General features: G+C 55.8%; 16 protein-coding genes. 8 read left to right on the forward strand and 8 right to left on the reverse strand.

Going from position 1 to position 19,567, the window contains the following annotated elements; all coding sequences use genetic code 11:
• The first annotated feature begins 50 nt into the window (after window positions 1-50).
• From RIB44_10385 to RIB44_10395, 3 genes are read left to right on the forward strand one after another with little or no spacing between them, the layout of a single operon-like run.
• Entirely contained in the window at window positions 51-896 is an 846-nt protein-coding gene (locus RIB44_10385) for a hypothetical protein (GenBank protein ID MEQ8616989.1), read from the forward strand.
• 40 nt (window positions 897-936) lie between these two features.
• Window positions 937-1,593, forward strand: a complete 657-nt coding sequence (locus RIB44_10390) for a PEP-CTERM sorting domain-containing protein (protein ID MEQ8616990.1) — start codon at window positions 937-939, stop codon at window positions 1,591-1,593.
• Window positions 1,594-1,616: 23 nt separating this feature from the next.
• Window positions 1,617-2,360 (forward strand): trypsin-like peptidase domain-containing protein, encoded by a 744-nt coding sequence (locus RIB44_10395; protein MEQ8616991.1) that lies wholly within the window; start codon window positions 1,617-1,619, stop codon window positions 2,358-2,360.
• A 50-nt stretch (window positions 2,361-2,410) separates the two neighbouring features.
• Here RIB44_10395 and RIB44_10400 read toward each other — a convergent pair whose 3' ends face one another.
• Window positions 2,411-3,691, reverse strand: a complete 1,281-nt coding sequence (locus RIB44_10400) for a hypothetical protein (protein MEQ8616992.1) — start codon at window positions 3,689-3,691, stop codon at window positions 2,411-2,413.
• A 212-nt stretch (window positions 3,692-3,903) separates the two neighbouring features.
• Window positions 3,904-4,986: a DNA polymerase III subunit delta gene (holA, locus tag RIB44_10405; protein MEQ8616993.1), complete on the reverse strand. Its 1,083-nt coding sequence runs from the start codon at window positions 4,984-4,986 to the stop codon at window positions 3,904-3,906.
• Window positions 4,987-5,210: 224 nt separating this feature from the next.
• Here holA and RIB44_10410 point away from each other — a divergent pair, with 224 nt between their 5' ends.
• Together RIB44_10410 and RIB44_10415 are read left to right on the forward strand one after the other, a co-directional pair.
• A complete protein-coding gene (locus tag RIB44_10410) occupies window positions 5,211-8,492 on the forward strand; it encodes a hypothetical protein (GenBank protein ID MEQ8616994.1) in 3,282 nt (1,093 codons plus the stop codon).
• A 198-nt stretch (window positions 8,493-8,690) separates the two neighbouring features.
• The gene (locus RIB44_10415) at window positions 8,691-9,278 is read left to right on the forward strand and encodes a hypothetical protein (protein MEQ8616995.1); all 588 of its coding nucleotides are present in this window, start codon (window positions 8,691-8,693) and stop codon (window positions 9,276-9,278) included.
• 14 nt (window positions 9,279-9,292) lie between these two features.
• Here the strand turns inward: RIB44_10415 and RIB44_10420 are convergent, their stop codons facing one another.
• Both RIB44_10420 and RIB44_10425 read right to left on the reverse strand, forming a co-directional pair.
• Window positions 9,293-10,027, reverse strand: a complete 735-nt coding sequence (locus RIB44_10420) for an FkbM family methyltransferase (GenBank protein ID MEQ8616996.1) — start codon at window positions 10,025-10,027, stop codon at window positions 9,293-9,295.
• Window positions 10,028-10,098: 71 nt separating this feature from the next.
• Entirely contained in the window at window positions 10,099-12,069 is a 1,971-nt protein-coding gene (locus RIB44_10425) for a hypothetical protein (GenBank protein ID MEQ8616997.1), read from the reverse strand.
• Window positions 12,070-12,439: 370 nt separating this feature from the next.
• On the opposite strand from RIB44_10425, the gene RIB44_10430 reads away from it, so the two are divergent.
• From RIB44_10430 to RIB44_10440, 3 genes are all read left to right on the forward strand, one after another.
• Window positions 12,440-12,700: a hypothetical protein gene (locus tag RIB44_10430; protein ID MEQ8616998.1), complete on the forward strand. Its 261-nt coding sequence runs from the start codon at window positions 12,440-12,442 to the stop codon at window positions 12,698-12,700.
• A 480-nt stretch (window positions 12,701-13,180) separates the two neighbouring features.
• Window positions 13,181-14,461, forward strand: coding sequence for an ATP-dependent Clp protease ATP-binding subunit ClpX (gene clpX, locus RIB44_10435; GenBank protein MEQ8616999.1), 1,281 nt, complete (start codon window positions 13,181-13,183; stop codon window positions 14,459-14,461).
• Between the two features lie 224 nt (window positions 14,462-14,685).
• The gene (locus tag RIB44_10440; GenBank protein ID MEQ8617000.1) at window positions 14,686-15,624 is read left to right on the forward strand and encodes a hypothetical protein; all 939 of its coding nucleotides are present in this window, start codon (window positions 14,686-14,688) and stop codon (window positions 15,622-15,624) included.
• Window positions 15,625-15,642: 18 nt separating this feature from the next.
• On the opposite strand, the gene RIB44_10445 is transcribed toward RIB44_10440, so the two are convergent.
• The 4 genes from RIB44_10445 to RIB44_10460 form a co-directional block, all read right to left on the reverse strand.
• Window positions 15,643-16,056: a hypothetical protein gene (locus RIB44_10445; protein ID MEQ8617001.1), complete on the reverse strand. Its 414-nt coding sequence runs from the start codon at window positions 16,054-16,056 to the stop codon at window positions 15,643-15,645.
• A 175-nt stretch (window positions 16,057-16,231) separates the two neighbouring features.
• Entirely contained in the window at window positions 16,232-17,221 is a 990-nt protein-coding gene (locus tag RIB44_10450) for a DUF1559 domain-containing protein (protein ID MEQ8617002.1), read from the reverse strand.
• An 83-nt stretch (window positions 17,222-17,304) separates the two neighbouring features.
• The gene (locus RIB44_10455) at window positions 17,305-18,414 is read right to left on the reverse strand and encodes an aminotransferase class I/II-fold pyridoxal phosphate-dependent enzyme (GenBank protein ID MEQ8617003.1); all 1,110 of its coding nucleotides are present in this window, start codon (window positions 18,412-18,414) and stop codon (window positions 17,305-17,307) included.
• A gap of 135 nt (window positions 18,415-18,549) precedes the next feature.
• A complete protein-coding gene (locus tag RIB44_10460) occupies window positions 18,550-19,512 on the reverse strand; it encodes a DMT family transporter (GenBank protein ID MEQ8617004.1) in 963 nt (320 codons plus the stop codon).
• Window positions 19,513-19,567 lie beyond the last annotated feature (55 nt).

A 19,567-nucleotide genomic window follows, 5' to 3' on the forward strand; every position in this document is an offset into this window, starting at 1 on the left:
AGTCCAGGAACAGAGTTTTGAGAGGCCCTATGAGTCTGCGCAGCTTTCCTATGTTGGTAATGCTTCTACTCGCTTGCGACTTCGCAACGAGTAGCCAGCAGGTTTACGCGATCACTGTTGGAGAACTCGCGGATTTCAACAGCGGCACTGACGGCTGGGAGCACGGTCAAGGCGCGTGGCCGATTCTGTCAGGTGGCCAACTGGGTGCTTCGGATAACTTTCTTTCGATTCAGGCCAGTTCGGGGCTTAACCCGATCCGTTTCATCTCGCTGAATCGCACAAGCGAGTGGACCGGAGACTACACGGCAGCTGGTGTCACCGACTTGCAGTTCGACATCCTCAACGAATCGGGCACGACCCTCGAGATTCGTTTCTCAGTGAACGGCCCAGGCGGGTTATTCTCAACCACCACCAGTGCTTCGATTCCTTCCAGCAGTCGATGGCAGAACGCCAGCGTCTCTTTCGACCCGAATAACTTTTCGCCTGTCTCGGGAAGGTCCGGACCCTCGGGAACCAATATCGAGGCGACTTTGGGCAATGTCTCGGAACTTCGAATCCTCCACAACGCAAACCCGTCTTGGACTGGCCAGGCAGCGCAACTAACGGCCGGTTTCGATAACATCGAAGCCCTCGGTGCCGCTTTCGACCCGGCGGATTTCGATCAGAACGGTTTCGTCGATGGAGATGACTTGGCTGACTGGCAAACTGCTTACGGTAGCGATCCAGGTGCCGACGCCAATGGCGATGGCCTCACCGACGGTGACGACTTCATCATCTGGCAGCAGAACTTCGCCCCCGAGCCACCCATGCTACAAGCCGTTCCCGAACCTGCGAGCCTGGCACTGGTTTTAGCCGTTCCGGTTGCATGTTTCGCATATCGACGCCCAAGACACTAGAATAGATAGACAATATTACTTGTTCAGAGGAGTATTATCGATGAACCGCGTTTGCAGCACGTTACTGACTTTAGTAACTCTCTCCGCATTTGTTTTTTCTTACGCTCCGCAAGCTCAAGCCATCGTCAAAGGCGAACTGGCTGACTTCACAGGTGGCAACAACGGTTGGCGGCACGGTCAGGGTAGCTGGCCGCTCCTCTCAGGTGGTCAGGACGGACCAACCGATGATTTTCTCTCGATCCAATCTCAAGGCGGGGGCGGTGCTTTAAGCCGGATGATCGCGTTAAACACCAGCCCTGAGTGGACTGGCGATTTTACAGCTGCGGGTATCTCAACGGTGAACGTCGATGTTCTCAATGAAAATGGTCAGGCACTCGATGTCCGCTTCTCTGTCGATGGCGGCGGTGGCCGCTTTGCGACGAACAGCATTTCGGTCCCTTCTAGTAGCGAGTGGCAGTCGCTCTCCTTCTCTTTCGATCCCTCAAACTTTCAATCCGCAGGCGGAGGCAACATTGCTGACACGCTCAGCAGTGTGTTTGAGATTCGGGTGCTCCACAATCCATCCGCTTCGTGGCTTGGTGCTCCCATCAACGCAACCCTGGGTGTCGATAACATTCTGGCAATCCCCGAACCTTCCAGCCTAGCGATATTTACTCTTGCCGGCTTGAGCGTCACGGCTGTTCGCCGCAGACGCTAGTTCCTAGTCCTTGGGTAGCATCGGTGCGAACGACTCTCCTCCTGCTCTTCGGGGTGCTGGTGAGCCCGCAGGCATGGGCTGTCGTTTGGCGCGCTGACTTGAACGATCCACCTGCGGAACAAACCGGCCACTTCAGGTCTGCTGGTCGACTGAGCTACACACCGCTGCAAGTGTTTGGCGGCAGTTGCGTCTGGATTAAGGAACGTTGGGTTTTGACCGCCCGCCATGCCGTGGCAGCTTGGAAGCCCGCGGCACTGACGGTCGATTTCCCCGGCTCGGGCAAGCAACGTTACGACGTGAAGTCGATCTACTTGCCGCTCGACAAGCAAGTGGATCTTGCGATCATCGAGCTTTCCGACGTACCCGAGTTGGATAAACCGCTGCCGTTGCTCAAGGAGAAACTGACCAAAGATCAACAGATCAAGTTTGGCGGCTATGGTCTCTTTGGACCTGCAGGTACGAAGCAGGGACTCAATCGATTTCACTGGGGCGAGAACGAAATCGATTCTGCGAACGGTAAGATCGCCCGCTTCTCGCTCAGCAAACCTCCTGCCGGCTTACCGAATGAGGCAACCGTGGCATTTTTCGATAGCGGAAGCCCCGTATTCTGCGAAGTCGAAGGGAAGCCACACTTGGCGGGCATTATCATCAGAGCAACAGGAGCCGGCGCGCCCAACTACGGCGACCAAGCCACACTCACTTGCCTGTTTGAACACGTCGAGTGGATTCGTGACGTAACAGCGGAAGAAAAAAAGTCTGATCGTTGACCGAGTTCGAACTCGTTTCAACAAGCTGACAGCCGAAAGCTGACAGCTCCCTACTCGATCTCAAACGGCACGCTCGCCTGACCAATCTTATTGCTGAGCCCATCAGTAATGATGAGCTGCATCTCATAAGTCCCCGCATAGATGCGCATCGGCAGCGGGATCGTATACTGCATGTGGAAGTCACGACGGCGGTTCTGGCAGAGATCTTCGATGTCAGGGAACTGCCCACCGTCGACGCGTTGCCCCGCCTTATCGACGATCTGGTAACTCGTTGTCAGGAGCGTGCGATATCCTTCTTCGGTCGAGTCGCTACGATAGTTGGCAACTTCTGCATAAAGCGTAACCTGTCCGCCCGGCTTAAAGCGGGCCTTTTCCACGGTCTTATATTCGCCAAAGCCATCGACCCGACTCGCAAAAGTCATGTTGCGAACTTGTAGCGTAGCCAGTTCCGCCAATTGACCACGCGCTGCATCGAGGTGAACTAAGGCAGCAGCCGCCCGCGATTTGCTATCCTTGTGCGATTTCTGATCTAGAAAAGTAGAAATCGCATAAAGCTGCTTCGCCCAGTAGTCCTGCTGGGCGGGTGAAGCGCCTGGGATTGGCTGTAGCGCAGCCTCCTGATTACCGGCCAAGAGTTGAAGCGTGCGGAGACGCAAGTGCTCGTGGACTTCGTCGACGGTGCGTGGCGAGGGAGCGACTGAAGCTTCGAGCTTCGCGATCGAACTCTTAAGTTGCTCCTCCCAACTTGCATTACTGTTTGCTGTAGGGAGCCCCGCTTCGACATGCGTCACAACTTGAACCTGATTATCGATTGCAGACGCGACCGAAGAAGGTGGCGGGGGAAGGTGCAGACTCTTTGTTGTACGACTGGCAGCACGTGATTCAAAGTTCTCGCGTGCTGCACTGCTGGCGATCTGCATCGCAGGCACGCCGTTCGGAGCCGTCGCCTCGTCACTTCTACGCCGCGACGCTTGTCGGCTTCGCGACCCGTGGGCAATCATTTCTTCTGGCGAGCTGTGTTGAGCCTTCTTCATTTCCCGCTCAGCCAATTGTTGCCGATAGGCAAGAGCGGTTCGGAACTGATCAACAACCAGAGCGTAATGCTCTGGCTTGGTCTCCTTGAGGTCAGCCATCAGTTGCTGTTGGGCGGATGGATCGATGGCTCCTATCTCTTGCAACTCGTCCAACACCCCGGAAAGCGCTGCTTTTTCGTCTAGGGGACGGTCTTCCGAAAAAGCAGGCTCCACGAACGTTTGCGGTTTCGCATCGGTGGCGTCGCCCACATGGGTGTAATTGAGGTCGTCGATCTCATCCACGGCTGACCAGGGCATCGCGCAGCCCCCGACCGTGGCAAGAAGCATTAGGCAGAAAGGTAGCGAGAGGCGAAACATAAGCCGCATAGCCGGGCGAGAATCGAACGGTAAATCGGAAGGAAAGTACCGAATCCCACGGCAAGCAACAAGTTCGATGGAGGAGTGCTAGACGGAAGTGCTAGCAAATATTGAGCCGGCGAGCTTGCTCGGCGCTCGCCACGGAAAGCAAGCTAGCGAGACTGCTGAGCCAGACGCACAATCAGCGTTTCTAGAACTCGGCGTGCGCGGTCTTTCGTCGAGTTGTAACCTTTGAGACCTAAATCGGCCTCTAGTAGCCAATCGTAAAGTTGCCGGGCCCGATCACGCCCAATTTGACGCATCTGGCGTTCCATGTCGCCCAGCTTAAACTTGGGCGCTCCGGCTCGCTCGAGCGACTGTCGGAGCGAGCCCTTCCGCCCACGCTGCTCGTCTTGCTCGAAGACTCGCACCGCCATCGCGAAACGCCGTAAAGTTGAAGCCATTTGCGGCAACAGGGCATGGGGTTCCTCTCCCGCTGAAAGCAGCCGGTCGAGCTGCTCCAAAGCACTTACCGCGTTGCCGTCGGCAGCTGCATCGATCATGTCCCAGGTTTTACGTGTCCGCCAGCCGCCCACGTGTTCACGCACGAGCTTGCCGTCAATAGTTCCACCCCCATTCCCAGAAGCGTCGCCCGCAAGCAACGAAAGCCTGGCGACTTCTTGGAAAACAATTCCCGCGACAGGCTCAAGTTGTTCCAAGAGAGCATCCGCGCCGCTACGATCAAGCGTGCAATCAAACTGATGCTTCGCGGAGTGTTCAAGCCACTTCTTAAGTTGCCCAATAAACTCTGTCAGCTCGCGCCCCTTATCGGGTGTCTGGCAGCGTACCGTCAGGCCCGCCTCCGCCACGGCTTTCGCCAGCCGAGTATTTCCAGGCCAAGATGCGCACTCCAAGATCAGCACGGCTGAGTCGGCTGGCTTGGCAACATAGTCTTCCAACTCACCACGGTACCGTTTTACAAACGGGTCCGCGTCTTCGACCACCACGACTCTTTGGTCAGCTCCAAACAACGAGAGTTCTCGCAACGCATCCAACACATCACGCAGTTCACAGTAACGGCCTTCGAAAGTTTCGACGGAATCTTGAGCGTCGAGCGCTTCGATGAGAGCGAGTCGCGCTTCATGCTGCAGGAACCCATCATCACCGGCCAGCACGCAAACCGGCGTGAAACTACTTGCTGAGGGATGAATCAGCAGTTCGAGGGCAGAGCAATTATTCGCCGACTTTTTAGCCATGATGCTAGCGATTCTAACATTGGCGAATCCCCAGAGTTAGGGCTTCAGCGAATCACTTCCTACGCGATTGAGAGTGTGAGAAACGACCGATTTCCGTGGGAATTCTTCTCCAGCCGACGAATCGCCGCTATACTCCGCTTGCGGCTTGCGGCCGCGAATGCTGGGGTTGGTCGACTTCGGCCTCATCTATTTCATATTCATGATCCAACGGGGAGGATCTACTGATGAATATCTTTGCACGGTACTGGGGCGTCGGGACTTTTCTACTAGCCCTATCTCTCGGCAACGCCGCAGTCGCAGCGGAACTCGATGCTACTTTTAACGGTGCCGTTGTCGCGGACCCCTCCAGCTACGACAACGCCGGGAACTGGGACATCAACCAGGTGCCAGTTAACGACGTGACTGACCAGTTTAACGTGATCATTCCAACCGGCTTCGATGTCGACTTCGATGTTGATCCCGCTTCAGAGGTCAACGATCTAACGCTCGCCGCGGGCGCTTCGTTGACGGTTCCCGGTGGTCATAGTCTGACGGTGCTCGATGATGCCGAAATCGGCGGTACCCTTTCCGCTGATTCAACGGCCGCAGTCTTTGCTGCAACAGGAGCTGGGGCCGCTTTCGCTCCCGGCGGTGCGCAGTTGTTCACCAGCGGTGGGGGGACAATTGAAATTGCCGCCACGAGTTTTCTCAACACGACACTGGGCGGCAACGCGACGCAGTTCTCTGCGGATGGTGCGGGAACACTTTTGGATTTGTCCTCACTGCAGACCTACACCGAGAGTACCAACTCAGGTGGAACCCGTACGATCTCAGCCACCAATAACGGATTGATCGACCTCTCCAACGTTGGGACCTTCACTAAGAACTTCGGCGGCACGGTCGGCTTGCGTGTAGCTAGCGGCGGCAATATCAATCTATCGGCACTCTCCACGTTAACGGGAAATGTCCGTCTGGATGTCGACAACCCGAACTACTCACTACCCAGTCTCACTACTGCCAGCGGCCTAACCGTTGACCTTTCCAATGGGAGCACCTTCACGGCCAACAACGCGGTCGACTATACGAGCGGCGCGGTCACCTTCGATGGCGACAATGCGGGCTCGTTCACGGCCACATCCCTGACTAATTTCAGCAGCAGTCTGGCGAGCCTGACAGTCGGGCAGAATTTGAACGTTGCTCCTAGCGGTCTGACCAGCATCGATAGTTCCCGCTTGATGGTGCGTGGCGGCAAGCTGTTCGGAACCAACGAAGTTGCCGCCACAAGCTTCTCGAACGATACCTTGGGTGGCAACAGCGTACAGTTCTCCGCCGACGGAGCGGGAACGCTATTGGACCTCTCCTCCCTGTTGAGTTACACAGAAAACACCAACTCGGGTGGGACGCGTACCACGACCGCGACCAACAATGCGGTAATCGATCTCTCGAATGTGGGAACAATTACAAAGAATGCGGGTGGAACGGTTGCCTTTCAAGTAGCCAGTGGTGGGGACATCGATCTTAATGCTCTCACTACCATTACCTCCAGTTCCTTCGGAGCCGTCCGCTTCGACGTCGATAACCCTGTCTATGCACTGCCCAATCTCACGGCAGCGAGTCAAACAACGATTGATCTGGCTAACGGAAGTACCTTTACGGCCAACACGCTGGTGGACTTTACTGGCGGAGCGGTCGTCTTCGATGGTGATGCGGCAGGTACCTTCACAGCTATGTCCCTAACAAACTTTAATGGCAGCACGGCGAGTCTGACGGTCGGACAAAACCTGAGCGTCGCCCCAGGGGGACTGACCACAATCGATGGTTCCCGCTTCATGCTACGGGGCGGAAAACAGTTCGGTGCCACGGAAGTCACCGCTACGACCTTCAATAACACCACCTTGGGTGGTAACAACGTACAGTTGTCTGCCGATGGCGCCGGGACATTATTGGACCTCTCCTCCCTGTTGAGCTACACAGAGAGTATCAACTCGGGAGGCACGCGGACCGTCGCGGCCACGAACAACGGCGTAATCGACCTCTCCAACGTCGGGACGATCACTAAGAACGCGGGAGGGACGATAGGCTTCCAAGTCGCCAGTGGAGGGAACATCGATCTCAGTTCTCTGACGGACATTACCGGTGGAACGTTCGGCAGCGTACGCTTTGACATTGATAACGCTTCTTATGCACTCGCCAACCTAATGACCGTGAATCGGACCACGGTTGACTTGGCCAATGGAAGTATGTTCACTGCCAACGCCATGACTGACTTTACCAATGGGTCCGTCACTTTCGAGGGAGATAATCCGGGAACCTTTCAAGCGGCCGCACTCACGAACTTCAGTGGTAGTTCAGTTTCGCTTGCGCCTGGGCAAAACTTGAACGTTAACGCTGCCGGTCTCTCCAACATCGATAGTGCAAGCCTATCAGTTCGTGGCGGAAAGCAGTTCGGCGCGACAGAGGTCACCGCGACAACGTTTACCAACTCGGGGCAGGGCGGAAATAGTACTCAGTTCGCCGCTGACGGGGCGGGTTCACGGCTCGATCTCTCGTCCTTGCAAAGCTACACCGAAAACGTCAACTCGGGCGGCACACGCATGGTCATGGCTACCAACAACGGGGTGATTGATTTCTCGAATGTGGGGACCGTTACCAAAGAATTTGGCGGTGCAGTCCGCTTTCAAGTGGAATCGGGTGGCCGTATTGATTTTGGCGCGCTCAACACCACCGGCAATGTCACCTACGCTGCCGATGGTCCTCAGTCGAGCATCGCCGTTTCAGGAACAATCAATCTTTCGCTGCAGAGTTCGCTCACATTAACCGATGGAGCGACTCTTGAAGTCGGCAAGGACTTGCTGTTTGCCGCGACCAACGAGTCACAAGTCGACCTCGACGCAGGCATCGTGGAAGTCGTCAGCGCACAGGCCACTTTCCTGGAAGTAGGTGGTGACGATCTGGGGGTTGGCGGAACCGCAACTGACAACTTCGGCATTGGCCGTCTCGTGATTGGAGAAACAGGCGCGCCGACCATGACTTTCCTCACCGATTTGATCGACAACGGCAATCGCACCTCGGGAAAAGAGGCACTCTACTTGCCAGGCTTCGGCGGCCCCGATGGCCTGGAACTGATTGATGGCTCCATGCTTATCCTCGGCGACATCAATGCGTATGCCTTGGTAGGTGGAGTGATGACCCACCTGAATGCGTTGATTCCCTCAGGCAGCAACACGGTCGCCTTCAGCGGCGGCTCAATTGCCAATACCTTCCCGGCGGATTTCGATCTTGATGCCGATGTCGACGCCGACGACCTAGCCATCTGGCAAGCCAACTATGGCACACTCACCGGCGCGTCATTCGAGGACGGCGATGCCGACAAAGATGGCGACGTTGATGGGACTGATTTCATGTTATGGCAGCGGTTCCACACAGGTGACTTGTCGAGTCGTATCGCTAATGTTGCGGTCCCCGAGCCCTCGGCAGTCTTTCTCTTCCTAGGGCTTTTGCCCATCTACCTGCGGAGGCAGAGGTAGTCGTTACTTCCTGGGAAAGATTGTCTGAGCCTCGACTCCTTCCCAGCGTTGAAATCGCGGGGATTCTTTGCGTTTCTGTTGCCAGACTGCTATCCTAACCCAAACCCGTGGCTCTTCAGTTCTTTCCGCGGAATACTCATCAAAACGAACTTGTGAAACTCCGACTCATTCGGAGCACAAACGTGGGAGGTTGCACCCGTGCCCAAGATTGCTTGTCCTGGCTGTAAGAAGCAGTACCAATTACCCGACACTGCCGTGGGGAAGACGGCTACCTGTAAGAAGTGCGGCAAGAAGTTCCGCATCGGCAAACCGAAGCCAAAGCAACCCGTTCTCGCGTCTCAGCAGGCAGTCGCCGCCAAAGCGAAGTCACCTGCGAAACCGGAAGCCAAACCGGTCGCGAAATCCCCAGCACCCGTAGCAGCGGACGCGAGTGATTCATTCTGGGACGATACGTTAACTAGCGAGGCCAGCTCACTTGCCGCAACTTCCGCTGTTGCACCTGCGGTTCCAGCGGCATCGGGAGGATTCTCAACGCGGAGCACCGCTGCGCTTCCGCCGAGCAAAGCCAAGCCCGACAAAAAGAAAAAGAAGAAAAAGAAAAAAGTCGTCTGGGGATTCGACTGGGGCAAAGCGGCGTTAGGCGCTGGGACGCTGATCGTCGGCGGCGGGCTGACCTACTTCAGTTGGACCGCCAGAGGTCGTATCTCAAGGGGTTCCGCCGGATTGGCAATCGGTGGGCTATTCTTGATGCTCAACGGTCTCATGGGCGAAGAAGGCATCTGGTAGCCGATCTTCAATATCTACCGAACGCTGTAGAGATAATCATGGTGCGACATTTGTTCGACGATTTCGTAACGGTCGGAGAGGAAGTCGTTGACCTCATCAAAGTAGGTTGCCTCGACAAGAATGTACTTGGGCTGATAACGCTCCAGGTTCAAGCCTTTTAGCACAGGCAGTTCGTAGCCTTCGACGTCGAGGGAAAAAAAGTCAATCCTAGGGAGCGGGCTCTCGCTCTCTGCGGACATGGCGTCGAGGATCGATTCCAAAGTCCGCGCTGGAACTTGCACGGACTTGGTTTGTTCAAGCTGCTGAACGGCGACGCCTTTCTCCAAGTGCTCCTGCTGCTCATCTTGGGTCTTTCGAGCGCCTTCAACAAGAGACATGAGATTCGCACAGTGAATCTCAATCGTCGGATCAGGAAAGTCTGGGGCCACCAATCCGCAATGCTCCACACGCGAACGCTTTCGCTCTTTCAAGCATGCTTCATAAAGTTCTGGTACGGCTTCTATTAGCAAGCCTCGCCATCCCAGCATTTTTTCTAGGTAGTACGTGTTGCTCTGCGTGTAGCCATCATTCCCGCCCGCTTCAATAAAGAATCCGTCCTTAAAATCGAGATACTTGGCCAGCTTATCATCCAGGTTATTCAAGGAAGGCCGCGAGTACTTGGCATTGCCCATTGCCTCGAAGAGCCGCCGGCGGAAAAGTTTGGTTGGCCTGCGCGAAGAAAGCGTATGCCGATCGAAAAGCGTATTCATGTGCTTGCTCTTGAGGCGAGATGGTCGTTCGAAAGCAAGCTAGCGGGGAAGCGATTCTCAAGCAAGATCAGCTACTGGCGGGCCCCTTGGACCCCCTCCATTGCAGTTTCATCTCGCAAGCGGCGGTTTCTCGATGGCTGGGGTCGAACCGTGGGCACTGGCTCGAATGATCGAGGGTTTCCAGGGTTGGAAATCGACCGAACGCCTCGCAACCGCCCCGCAGGCTGCGGCCTGTTGAGCACCACTGGCGAGGGAGTTTGAGCGGCAGTCACATTGCCGGCGGTGTCACGTACTTCCACTTTGAGATAGAAACGGTCGGGCACATGCCGCTCAATCCGCCATGCGTACTGGCCACTATTCTCTAATCCGGTCGCCACCGTGGACCACGGACCATCGGGATTGGAACTGTAGAAGAGTCCGATGGGGCGTCGCTCAAGGTTGGTATCCGCTGCCGCCCACTGAATCAGCAGGTTGTCTGCCAGGGGACCACGACCGATCTCCGCGGAAACGAGCTCAGCCGTCGGGGCATGGAGATCGACGCGGACGGTCATTTCGGGGGAATCTCCTGCTCGTGGTATCGGAGCAGCGGCGCCGTTCGCGCCGTCGACGAGAATCTTCAGACCAAACGTCCCTGAGCCCGGCACCGTCACACGGATCGGGCTGCGGTTATCGTCGTCTACCGCATAGTTGTTCCAAGTCTGCCCGCCGTCGCGTGTGCCCCAGATCTCCACACGCGAGACTCCCCAGCGTCCGACCGTCTCCAAGTCGTACTCGACGTCGAAAGTTCGCGAACTGACGAGCATCGCCGGCAAATTACTAAGTTCAGCCGGCGAAAGCCAGCCGCCATCTTCGACGATTGGATTAGCTTCCATTTGGTGACGATAAGGTGCCGGAGTCAGCTCGTCACGAGGAACATCCTGAGGATCGACGGCACTCCGATTAAACCGATCGTTCACCAGCAAGGCCGGAGCCCCATCACGTTCTCCACCGGCTTGCGTCTTCGCCGTACGAGCTTCCATAAAAGGGTTCACTTGCTCGTTGGGACTGCCCGTATAAGCGTTCTGAAAAGGTGGCGCCCCTTCAGTATCGAATCGCGATCGCTCATTCGCAGGAACACGCACTGTCGGTAAGGGTTTGTGATCGCGTGGTTGGTTCAGCGCGGGCCATTCAAGATCAGGAGCTCGATTGCCGCGACTTTGCGAAATTCGATCTCCTGTTTGAGCTTCGCCCAGAGAAGGTCCACTTCCTTGGAAAGGATCAGTGATGTCGCCTCGACGATCAGGCTCATAGTCCGCTGGTGAGGGAGCACGCATTGGCTCAGGATTATTGAAACGGAACGCGGAGGCCTCTTCGGCTTGAGCAGCCGCGTTTGCAAAGACTTGGTTGCCTGCCTTGTCAGCGACAACAGCTCGAACTTTAAGGCTCTCCGACTCACTCTCGAATCTCGCTCGGCCCATGAGGCGATCGTCCTGAGTCACATCAGCGGCTGGCAGTTGAAGTGGCCGCCAAGTGCCATTGTCCATTTGTAACTCGATGCGTAACGAATCCGCTTTTAAGTTTGCGTCACGGGCTGAGTAGCGAAGCATCGCCTGTCGGCCATCGTGCGTAAACGCAAGTTTCAGTTGTGGTTTCTCCGTATCGACGATCAAACGAATCTGCGGTTTGATCTCACCCGACGGCCAAGCGTTACCACGTCGATCAACCATCTGCACAGCAAACCAGTACTGACCGTCGGCAGGGCAGTGATAACTAAAACCCCGCAAGTTGGCTTCTGCTTCTTGAAGCGTCACCCATTGGTTCGTTGAGTTCCGCGACATCAGAAGTCGCACTTGTTCAACCTCGCTCGCCAACGGGTCGTTTGGATTCACCTGATACGGTAGTAAGAAGATGCGCTTTGCCAGATAAGTTGGCTGCAATTCAGGAGGCTCAATAGGAAAGCGTGCTGCCCAGCAAGGCGGAGAGGTCGCCAAGATGATTGCTACGATCGCGCACGTTCCTCGCACAGAGGGCGAGTTCAGCAGCGTTCGTCGTAGTAAATTCATGACAGTGTTGGGGCTCGCTCCAGTTTTGTTATCTCGTGGAATCAGTCTGAGCCATTCCGTCTGTAGCCGCAGTGCTACGCACAGCCGGACGGTGACGGATTGAGGTGGACTTCTCGCGCATTGTCCACGGTTTCTGGACCTATCGCTCTCTATCGGAGCTTCCCAATCATCGCTTCCAGTGATAATCCGCTAGTCCGTCAACTCGACCACCCTGGTTAAACCTTGACGACTGAGGGACTTATGTCGCTGCCGTAGGCGTTGTCGATTAGGCACACTCGTCTGGACTGTTTTTTCAGGGCGGTCAATAATGAGTACTGCGGCGGTGCTAATCGTGGGGCAGGGCACTTGATGAGAGAACAGGGAAACAACCGTGTCATTGAATGAAGTTGCCGGAGGCCTGGTACGCTCGCTGCTTTGGTTTGCTGTCATTTTTGCCCTGGTCGCGGTTGCGATCCAAGTTGCCAAGAAATTCCGTGGTCGCAGCTCGGAAGAAGAAGCGTTCGACTCCAGCGAAGCGATGACGAACTTTCGCGACTTGCATGCACGTGGGGGCTTGAGTGACGAGGAATACCAGCACATCAAGAAGAAACTTGCTAGCGAGGTACGTAGCTCGCTGAATAAAGATGCGTGACCTGTCAGGCTGTCAAACTCTAACTTCCATAACACTTGAGACAATGTCGGCACTTACGACGGTGCCATCGCTTAACCCGGTCCAACTGCCTAAGACCACGTATGCCAGCAGAACCGCCTGACGCGGTTGTTCAACACCACCAAACAGAGGTGATGGCCACAAACGCTAGCGTCGATGACACACCTTGAACAAGAGATTTATCGCGGAACGAATCCGATTCGAACGGGTTTCGCTTCCCGTGCGTAACAAACACCACCATGAAACGCTCAACCAATTGAGCAGCTCGAGCTAGACGCGACATGGACGATTCGGTCTAGCCCACAAAGTTTACCAGAGAGCAAAACTCGCGAGTGCGTTCCTCCCCCGCCGGCGAGATTGACTGACGGCAACTCCTTCGAGCAACACGAATCTACGAAGATCCGCGACTGACGCTGGGACGGCGATGACCCAGCGACACCGCACATGACGAAGGAGCAGATTATGCCCTCCAGTAGGGATATCACCAAACGCAGCGGCACCTCCAAGAAAAACGCTTTCTGTTCGTTTTGCCGCAAGAGCTATCGCGATGTCGGTCCCCTGGTCGAAGGACCGGGCGACGTTTACATCTGTGGCGAATGCATCGAGCTTTGCCAATCGATTCTTGATCAAGAACGCAAACGCCGCGGCACCAGCAAAACGCTCTTCACGAAGATCCCCAGCCCGCGGGAAATCGTCGCCAATCTCGAAGAGTACGTCATCGGCCAAGACGCTGCCAAGCGCGTCCTCGCAGTAGCCGTGCACAGCCACTACAAGCGATTGATGGTGGCCGAAGACGACACGGAAATCGATATCGACAAGTCGAACATCTTGCTCGTCGGCCCTACCGGTTGCGGCAAGACGTTGCTCGCCCGCACCTTGGCCAAGAGCCTGAACGTGCCGTTTGCCATCGGCGACGCCACGACGCTCACCGAAGCAGGTTACGTCGGAGAAGATGTCGAGAACTTGTTGCTCAAGCTGCTCCACGCTGCCGACTTTGACGTCGAAGCCGCCCAACGTGGTGTGCTCTACATCGACGAGATCGACAAGATCGGCAAGACGAGCCAGAACGTCTCGATCACTCGCGACGTCTCGGGTGAAGGCGTTCAGCAAGCCTTGCTGAAGATGCTCGAAGGCACCACGGCCAATGTACCGCCGCAAGGGGGACGCAAGCACCCCGAGCAGCAGTACATCCAGCTCGACACTTCGAACATCCTGTTCATCTGCGGCGGAACGTTCGACGGCATCCAGGATGTCATCAGCAAACGTCTCGGCAAACGGTCGATTGGCTTCGGCCAAAACGAGGACAACTCCAGCGATTTGAGCCTGGGTGAAGTCCTCTCGCACGTCACCACCGACGATGTGATTGAGTACGGTCTCATCCCCGAACTGGTCGGTCGTCTGCCAGTCGTGACGCACTTGCGTCCGCTGCAGGAAGAATCGTTAATCCGCGTCCTGAAAGAACCGAAAAACGCGCTCGTCAAGCAATACGAGCACTTGTTCTCGATGGAGGATGCCGATCTTAAGTTTACCGACAAGGCCCTCCACGCCATCGCCCAAAAAGCGGCCGAGCGCGAAACAGGTGCCCGCGGCCTGCGGTCGATCATCGAGAACGTGATGTTGGACATCATGTTCGAACTGCCCGACCAACCCCGCGGCAGCCGCTACGTGATCACCGACGACATCGTCGAAGGTCGTGCGAAGCTGTTCAGCGACGACGAGGCCCCGGCCAACAAGAGTGCGTAATCACCAACCGCAAACGGAGTAGAACCATCGAAGGAGCGAGTGACGTTCAAGCCATCTGGCAGTGGCCTCTGGCCTAACCAGTGTGGACTCTCAAGTCACAATTCGCCAAGTGAAAACGGGCCCCTGGGATGTATTTCCCAAGGGTCCGTTTTTTTGTGCGAGCTCGCAGTCCCATCTAGCCCGCGAGCTACGCCTCGCGCGGAGAGACCCAGTACAATCTACGTATGCAAACTATCAGCATACCCACCAACGGCCACTACGACCTTGAGTCCACCTTCTACCTCCTCTCAATGGGCACCGCCGATCCGTGCCTGCAGCGTGACTCGCCGACGCAGCTTCGCTACACGCTTCACACTCCAGCCGGCCCCGCAGGAGTGAAGGTTCATCACGAGAGCGAAGAACTTCAAGTCACAACTTTCGGTGATGGTGCCGAGTGGCTCATCCCACATCTGCCCAACATGTTCGGCGTGAACTACCAACCGCCAACCATCGACGCGCCGCCCAAGCTCGCCCGTATTGCCAAAGAATACGAAGGCATGCGAATAGTCCGGCTACCAGCCATCTCCACACGCTTGGTGCAAATTATCTTGCAGCAACTCGTCAGCTTCCGCGACGCTTGCCACAGTTGGCGAAAGCTTGTCCACAAGTATGGCAAACCGGTCCCCAACGAACCCGACCTCTACTTCCCGCCTTCGCCAGATGTTCTCAATAAGCTGGTCTCCCACCAATTTATCGAGTGCGGCGCGCTCCCCAGACTCGGCCAAACGGTCGTTGAGTGTATGAAGAGAGCGGGGCGGATTGAAAAGCTGTGGAACGCTGGCACCGACGATGATCAAGAAGCAGGCGACGCCGCCAATCGCACCTGCGAGTTACTGGATAAACTCTCCGGCATCGGTCCCTGGACGGTCGGCTTCCTCCGCGGCGCTGGCCTCGGCGATGCCGACGCCGTCATCCCCGGCGATTACAGCCATCCCAGCCAAGTCGCCCACTTCTTCGGAGCCAGCGAAGAACAGGCTCGCCAAGCCGACGATGCAAAGATGCTCGAACTTCTCGAACCCTACCGCCCGCATCGTTTCTACGCGTTGTCGCTCATTATCAAGGGCTCACCAAGGTTGCCCCGTCGCGGGCCGAAGCGGCGGAGTATTCGCGAGCGGTTTCGGTAGTTCAGGCCATAGTTGCCTTCAATAAGTCGCAATGACTAAACGACTCAAAGCAAAGAAAGTCCAGAACACCAGAACACCCAACGCGGCTAAAATAGTCATAAAATTAACGAAGGCTTTTGAACGTTGGTAGCTGCATAAAATGCAGATGGTCGAAGCATACAATCCGATAATCGCTGCAAGCAGTATTGCGATGCGAAGCTGTTCAAATGGCAGCTGATTCACTAGAATTTCCTTGCCGCTTAAGAGATCAAGCATGAGCAGCAATGACAGTCCGATCAGCGAAAAAGCTGTGGCATAGCGTGACAGTAGTAGGGTTGCTTTATGCCTTTTATTGGGTTTTTCGTCTACGCGATCATCTTTGCTCCTGAACCAATCAACTGCCCAGAGTGTTCCAAGAAGCAGTACACCGGGCAGCCAAATTATGGCAGTCATAGCGAAATAATTCCCTAGCAGGCAATTACCGGGCAGTTGCATTGATAAGTCGCTTCGTAGTCGATCTAGGAGCACTGGAGTTTTACAGAATCGATTAGTGGAAACACCATTTCGACTTAGTTCAGATCTTCAAAACTCTGTGGCCTCCGCGTTTCTGCGCGAGACCTTCCCGCTATCAAGGCAATTGAGCCACCTGCCCATCCGCCTTCGCCCCCAGATACTGGAACAACTGGTGGTCAATGTCTTCGTTCAGAAATCTCACGGCGTTATCACCCATCATGATGTTGACGCCGTCGGGGTGCAGGCTCTTGAAGCCTTGTGACATGTTCCAATTCTCGCGACTACGGCAACCATTGCCCGGCTCATCGCCATGTTCGCAAGTGTTGTAGTTGATCGGGACCAGCGTCGTCAGGTAGCCTTGTCCGCTAATCGTCCACAGCCAACCATGGGCGGCGTGGCCGTTGCAGTAGGCACGTGTCTCGCTGAAGAAAACTGTGTTTGAGAGGCCGTCCGTCACTTCGCGGAAGCGAGAATAGACACTGTCGTGACGATGGAATGGGCCGGCAAAGTTGTGGGGGTCGTCGTTGTCGTGGTGCGGGGCGAGCGCGTATTCATTCCAATCTTCGTACTCGGAGCAGGAAAAGCGATCCTCACGATTGATCATCGCCGTGGGGCCTTTACTCGCGACGTAGTTGCTCACGGGGAATTCATAACCGGATGTTGGGCCTTCGCCCTGAGTCGTCGGGCAAATAAATCCGGGGACCGGAGTCGTGGCGATCAGTGTGCCGTCGGGGTACTCCTGATAGTCCACGTCCTTGGTGCGATCGACGGCGTCGTACACGTTTTGTAGTTCGAGGTAGGGCAGCAGGAACAACAGCGTGTTGCCGCGCTGGTAGCCGTCCTCTCCATGTGCCCAGATCGCACCACGAGGAAGTCGTTGTTCGCGATCATGAAACTGATGCACGGCAATGCCAAGCTGTCGTAAGCGACTGGAGCACTGGGCTCGCCTCGCCGCCTCACGCGCCGCTTGCACCGCAGGTAAAAGTAACGCAACCAGAACGCCGATAATGGCTACCACTACCAACAGCTCAACGATGGTGAAGCCTTGCGGAGCAACGTTATTTCTGGAGTCTTCTCGATCAGCGATTGAACGATCATTACCCATGAAGGAAGTATATCACCGCAGTCTTCTCCGCCGCAAATCCGAGCGGAAGGCGATGGTCTCTTCGGGAATCCGTGGCAACAAGCTCAGACCAACTCTTTCAAAACAGATAACCCTCGCTCCAAAGTTTCTTCACTCGCCGCGTAAGAGATTCGAAAGTGCGTGTCACGTTCACTAAAGATACCGCCGGGGATGATGAGCAGCTCGTTCTCGATGGCCCGCCGCACGAACTCCTCACCGGTTTCATTCGATGGCACTTTGGGGAACACATAGAAAGCCCCACCAGTCGGGTTCACTTCGTAGCCCGCATCGCGGAGACCGCTCACGACAAAGTCACGTCGCTTAGCGTACTCTGCCGCTTGTTCGCTCATATCAACGTCTAATGCGGCAAGCATCGCGTGTTGTAACGCGTGCGGTGCACAGACAAAGGTGTACTGCTGGATCATCGTCATCTTGTCGATAATTGCCGAGGGACCGTGCACCCAGCCCAGCCGCCAGCCGGTCACGCCGTAGGTTTTGCTGAACCCGTCGACGACAATTGTTTGCTCGTTGTGAACGGCCGGGGAGGGCAGGACACCGTCATAGCAGAACTGACGATAGATCTCGTCGGAGAGCAAGGCGATGTTCTGCTCGGCAGCCAGTTCCGCGATCGCCTTCACTTCCTCTTCGCTCGCGACGACTCCCGTTGGATTTGCCGGGCTGTTCAACAGGATCAGCTTTGTCTTCGGTGTGATCGCAGCAGCGACCTTCTCGACGTCGACGCGAAAGTCGGGATAGGTATCCACCATCACCGCCTTGCCGCCGACCATGCCGACGAGAGCCGGATACATGACAAAGTAAGGATCGAAGCAAACCACTTCGTCGCCGGGGTCGATCATCGCCATCATCGTCAGCACCAACGCGCCGCTGGTGCCTGAAGTGACCAACACGCGGCGATCCTCGTGCTGGTACTGTTTATCTACTCGCGCCTGCAACGCTTCCCGCAGCGGCGGAATCCCTTGCGTCAGGCTGTAGCCGTTCTTGTCACTACAAATCGCCTCGCAAGCGGCTTCTTTGATCTGCTGTGGCACAGGAAAGTCCGGCTGCCCGATCGACAGATTGATCGGATTCTCCATCTTTGCCGCCAAGTCAAAAACCTTGCGGATGCCAGAGCTATCAAAGTGAGCAGTGCGTTCTGCTAGCCAGGGATGCGACATCGACTTTTCTTATCTGATGAAAGTTCTGTTGCGTGTTCAATTAGAGGCCTGTGTTTTGGACACGGATTTCACGGATGCCACGGATTGCCTTGAAGTCGATTGACGTAAGACTTCGAATTGAAATAACGAACCAATTCAGACAGGCGTCTGCTTTTCTAACTTATCTGTGAAATCCGTGTCCCGACTTGTCGGGATGTCCAAAACTTTGGCTTGAATCTTCTTAGAGTTTGGCCATTGTACCAAAGCCACCATCGCGAGCGTTCCCACCACACCGACAATTTCTGCCGTGGTGAGTTTCTCTTGGTCGATGCCGCCCCAGACCAGAGCCATCATCGGCACAACGTAAGTGACCATGCCTGCGAAGAGAGGCCCTTCTTTCTTCACCAGATGCACGAACATCAGCACCGCCACGCCCGTGCCTAGCATGCTCAAGATCGCCATCGATCCCCAAGCCAACGCAACTTGCTTGGGTTCTTCGGGGCCGCTGAGCCCGAGTTGCTGTAGTAGTCCGGGAGCAAGCTGCACCACAACAAGAACGACTGCTGCCATGATTAACATCGCAAGCGTCAACGGTGCCGCGGGCAGGTGGTCGAGCTTCCATTTGATGTAGGTATTGCCCACTGCGTACGTCAACGGCACCGAGAGTGCCATGATCAACAACGGCGTCGAAATCCCCCGCTGCTGTCCGTCAGCGACAATCAGTCCCATGAACGCCAGCCCTCCAAGCACGCCAACCAATTGCCGCATTGACGGATGCGTGCCAAGCATCGGTACCGAAACGAGAATCGTCGCGATCGGTACCAAGGTAACCATCAAGCCAAAGTAAGCATGCTCACCCGCTTGGGCCATCACGTAAGGTTGAAGTGTGAATGGCAACGCATTGGCCAAGATGGCCACGACGCCTAGATGAAACCAATCCCACCGCGTCAGTGATACCCACTGTTTCTTTAGGACGCAGTAAAGCCCAACAACAAGTGAGCCACCAACGAGCCGCCCTAACCCCACACCGATTGGCCCAATCGCCAACAGAGCGCGGTCCATCAGGATAAAGCTAGCGCCCCATACAAGGCAGATGAAGAGAAAGAAGAAGTAGGACACGTGGCGAATGGATGGCAGGCAAGAAGGGTGGGAAAAATCCAGTGCGGGACGGAAA

The organism is Lacipirellulaceae bacterium (assembly GCA_040218535.1).
In the GTDB taxonomy this organism is placed as follows: Bacteria; Planctomycetota; Planctomycetia; order Pirellulales; family Lacipirellulaceae; genus Adhaeretor.